The following is a 3,238-nucleotide window of genomic DNA, read 5'->3' as shown; positions in this document are numbered from 1 at the left end:
GCGCGGCGGGGGGGCGCGACGCTCGCCCCCCGCGCGGGGGGGGCGGGGGGCGGCGCCCGGGGGCGGCCCCGCCCGGCCCGCCCCCCCCCCCCCCCCCCCCCCGCGCCGATGCCCTGCACCGCGCGGAAGACGATCAGCTGGTCCATGGTCTGCGCGCGGCCCGCGAGCGCGGAGCCGATGACGAAGACGACGATGGCGAACTGGAAGACGCCCTTGCGGCCGAGGAGATCGCCGAGCTTGCCGTAGACCGGGAGTCCGACGGTGGAGGTGAGCAGATAGGCGGTGATCGCCCAGGACATCCGGTCCAGGCCGTGCAGCTCACCGACGATCTTCGGCAGCGCGGTGGCGATGATCATCTGCTCCAGCGCGGCGAGCAGCAGCGCCAGCATCAGCCCGAAGAACACCAGCCGCACCCGGCGCGGGCTGAGATCGCCGGGGGCGGTACGGGGTACCGGGGCGGGGGGCGGCGCGTCCCCCGCCGGTTGTTCCCTCGCCCGTTCGTCCGGCTGCTCGTCCCCAACCGGCCCGTCCCGTACCGGCTCGTCCTTCACCAGGGTGACCCCGCCCACGTAACGCTCCCCTCGTCGCGCCTGCCGCACATGTCCCGCGTAAAGCGAGAACTAACGGCAAGCGCCACGAGTTACGACGTAACGCCACATTCAGGGCGGATCCACTCGAACCGGTGAGACGCAACTCCCTTACGGCGAGGGGTGCTTGACTCCGGGAGCCGGAAGCCTCCGAGGGATCGGGGGGCCCATTGGGGCCGGGAGTCTCATAGGGGCTGGAGTCTCACAGGGGCCGGGAGTCCCAGCGGGGCCGGGGATCCCAGAGGGGTCGGGGATCCCAGAGGGGTCGGGAGGCTCCCGCCGCTGGTGCTTCTCGACTACTTCTCGACCTCGGTGGCCAGTCGGGCGAGGATGGCGTCGTAGATCCGGCCGAGGCCCTTGGGTGCGAAGGTCCGCTCGAAGAAGCCGCCGATGCCACCGGCGCCGGTCCAGGTGCTGGTCACCACGACCCGGGACTTGCCCTCGCCGGCCGGGGTGACCCGCCAGACGGTGACCATGGAGGAGTTGCGGTCCTTCTCGACCAGCTCGCCGTCGCTGGGCTCGGTGACCTCCAGCAGACAGTCACGGACGCGCTTGCTGGTGGCCTGGAGCTTCCAGTGGACGAGGGTGCCCTCGCCGTCGCCGCCCTCGCGCACCTCGTACTCGCTGAACTGCTCCGGCAGCAAGTTCGCGCGCGCGCCGGCGTAGTCGGCGAGCGTGTCGAACACCGTCTCCGGGTCCGCTGCGACGACCCGCTCGGTAGTGGCCTCGACCTGCGCCATCGGCTTCCTCCAGGACATGGTTCTCGGGGACTGCTCCGGATGCGGCCCACCCAACCACCCCGGTCGCCATGACCCAAATCGGGGTCCGGTGGCCGTTACGGAAGCGATCGAAGGAGTGACACCCCGTATCCAAAATTGACGCACACAGCTTCTTCGCACTGACGTTCGCATGATCATGGGAACGTGTGTTCTATTCTGTGGTCAGTGCTACCGAGGAGGCGTCATGCGCTGGGAGAACCTCACAGTGGAGTCCGGCGGCCACAGCCGGGCGGCCGACGCCGCGCTGTTCGGCGCGGACGCGGTGATCACCCGAACCTTCGACACGCCCGAGTTCAAGGGCATCACCTTCCACGAGGTGCGGGCCCGCTCGATCCTCAACCGGGTGCCCGGCGCCTCCCGGATGCCGTTCGAATGGACGATCAACCCCTACCGGGGCTGCTCGCACGCGTGCGTGTACTTCGCCGCATGACCCTATTGAGCCCGGGAGGGCCGATGCTCAGCACTCCGAACGCGGACAAGGCCTGGAAAGGCATGACGGAGTCCTTCCCGACCCCGGAGACGCCAGGCCAGCATGCCGCCCCCAGCAAGGCGGAGAGGACGGCTTACGCCGTGCTGCTGCACGGACCGGCCGCGCGCTCAGGCGGCACCGACGCGAGTCAGTGGCTGCTGCTGCGCGACCGCACAGCGAAGCGCCTGTAACCGACGCACTTCAGGGACGTCTCAGTCGCCCAGGACGCCGTCGAGGTAGTCCCGCCGACGGAGCGGGTGAACGCGCCGGGCGCCATGGTGGCGGCCTGCCTGTTCCAGGTCGACGCCATCTTGGGTTTCTTCAGGTCGCGGAAGATCTCGTCGGCGTTCGCGGAAGGTGGGGGCCCGTCGATCAACCCTTGCACTGCCCGACGGGATCGCGCGGCCGGCCGCGTGGCGGGCACACGATCATCCGCCGTGGGCGCCGGGCGAAGGTTGCGCCGTGGCGAACTCGCCAGTGAGTGACGCCTCCGTCGGCGCGGATGCGCGGGCACGATGCACATGCGCGCGTTGAGAGAGGCACACGGAGAGAGCAACCCTGCACCGGCCGACCGTTGTCGGGACCACCACTCGGGGGCAGGCCCCCAACGCCAGATGATCATTACACGCGCCAACACAAAGCGATCGGAACGGCACATTGGAGGCATTCAGGAAAAATGCATATCAGGGACTCTCCGCGATAAAACTGAGGAAGCATGGCGGCACTCCCGGCACCACCGGCCCATGCATCGCTGACCCCCCAGCCACGCTCGGGCCCTTCGCCCAGGTACGACACACTGCGTTCGTCAAGGACCGTTTCCCGTCCCGACCCTGCGACGCCTACCGAGCGGTTGAGCAACTCACAGACTGCTGCTGCACAGCGCACTGATACCGATGCCCTGACCAGAGGGCGCTTCGGCCCCCGGGAAGCCGGACGACGGGCCGGCGCCGTCAGGCCCCCGGAGCTGCCTCAGCCCCCTGCCGGCCGATCCAACCGGAATGTATGCCGCGAACTGCCCGGCCCGGTGAGCCTGCGGTCCAGCGTCGTGGCCGTCGTCAAGGATGTACGCCCTGGTAAGGAGATCACTGATGGCGTTGACCACTGCGGATATCGCCGCCATTCGGCGCTACGCCCAGGAACTGGCCGACCAGGCACCCCCACTCACCCCCGACCAGCGGGACCGCCTGAAAGCCCTGCTCCGGCGCAAGCCAACCAAGTCGAACCCGATCGCCGCCCTAGTACTCCAGCAGGGGGGGGGGGGGCGCGCCGGGGGCGCCCCCCCGCCGGGGGCTTACTCTCCCCGCCCCGCCGGGGCGCCCCCGGGGGGGGGCGCGCGGGGGGGGGGGGGGCCCCCCCCCCCCCGGCCCCCCCCCCCCCCGCCCCCCGCGGCCCTGGTCCTGGAG

Annotated in this window: 3 protein-coding genes and 1 pseudogene; 2 read left to right on the top strand and 2 right to left on the bottom strand. The window is 70.5% G+C overall.

Annotated features, from left to right (window positions below; translation table 11 throughout):
* On the bottom strand, nucleotides 1-569 hold a 569-nt coding region (locus ACFXAZ_RS27255; RefSeq protein ID WP_384596567.1), incomplete at its 3' end, for an MFS transporter.
* Between the two features lie 314 nt (nucleotides 570-883).
* Nucleotides 884-1,327, bottom strand: a complete 444-nt coding sequence (locus ACFXAZ_RS27250) for an SRPBCC family protein (protein WP_384596564.1) — start codon at nucleotides 1,325-1,327, stop codon at nucleotides 884-886.
* A 223-nt stretch (nucleotides 1,328-1,550) separates the two neighbouring features.
* Here ACFXAZ_RS27250 and ACFXAZ_RS27245 point away from each other — a divergent pair.
* Nucleotides 1,551-1,784, top strand: a pseudogene (locus ACFXAZ_RS27245) (radical SAM protein); the annotation flags it as partial.
* Between the two features lie 35 nt (nucleotides 1,785-1,819).
* Entirely contained in the window at nucleotides 1,820-2,026 is a 207-nt protein-coding gene (locus ACFXAZ_RS27240; RefSeq protein WP_384596562.1) for a hypothetical protein, read from the top strand.
* Nucleotides 2,027-3,238 lie beyond the last annotated feature (1,212 nt).

This window comes from Streptomyces sp. NPDC059477, assembly GCF_042749375.1.
GTDB lineage: Bacteria > Actinomycetota > Actinomycetes > Streptomycetales > Streptomycetaceae > Streptomyces.
Note: the sequence above shows the minus strand (reverse complement) of the source record. Positions and strands in the feature narration are given on the sequence as shown.

Excerpts from the sequence above, each read along its gene's own strand:
- ACFXAZ_RS27250 (WP_384596564.1), bottom strand. The coding sequence starts at position 1,327 with ATGGCGCAGGTCGAGGCCACTACCGAGCGGGTCGTCGCAGCGGACCCG.
- ACFXAZ_RS27240 (WP_384596562.1), top strand. The coding sequence starts at position 1,820 with ATGCTCAGCACTCCGAACGCGGACAAGGCCTGGAAAGGCATGACGGAG.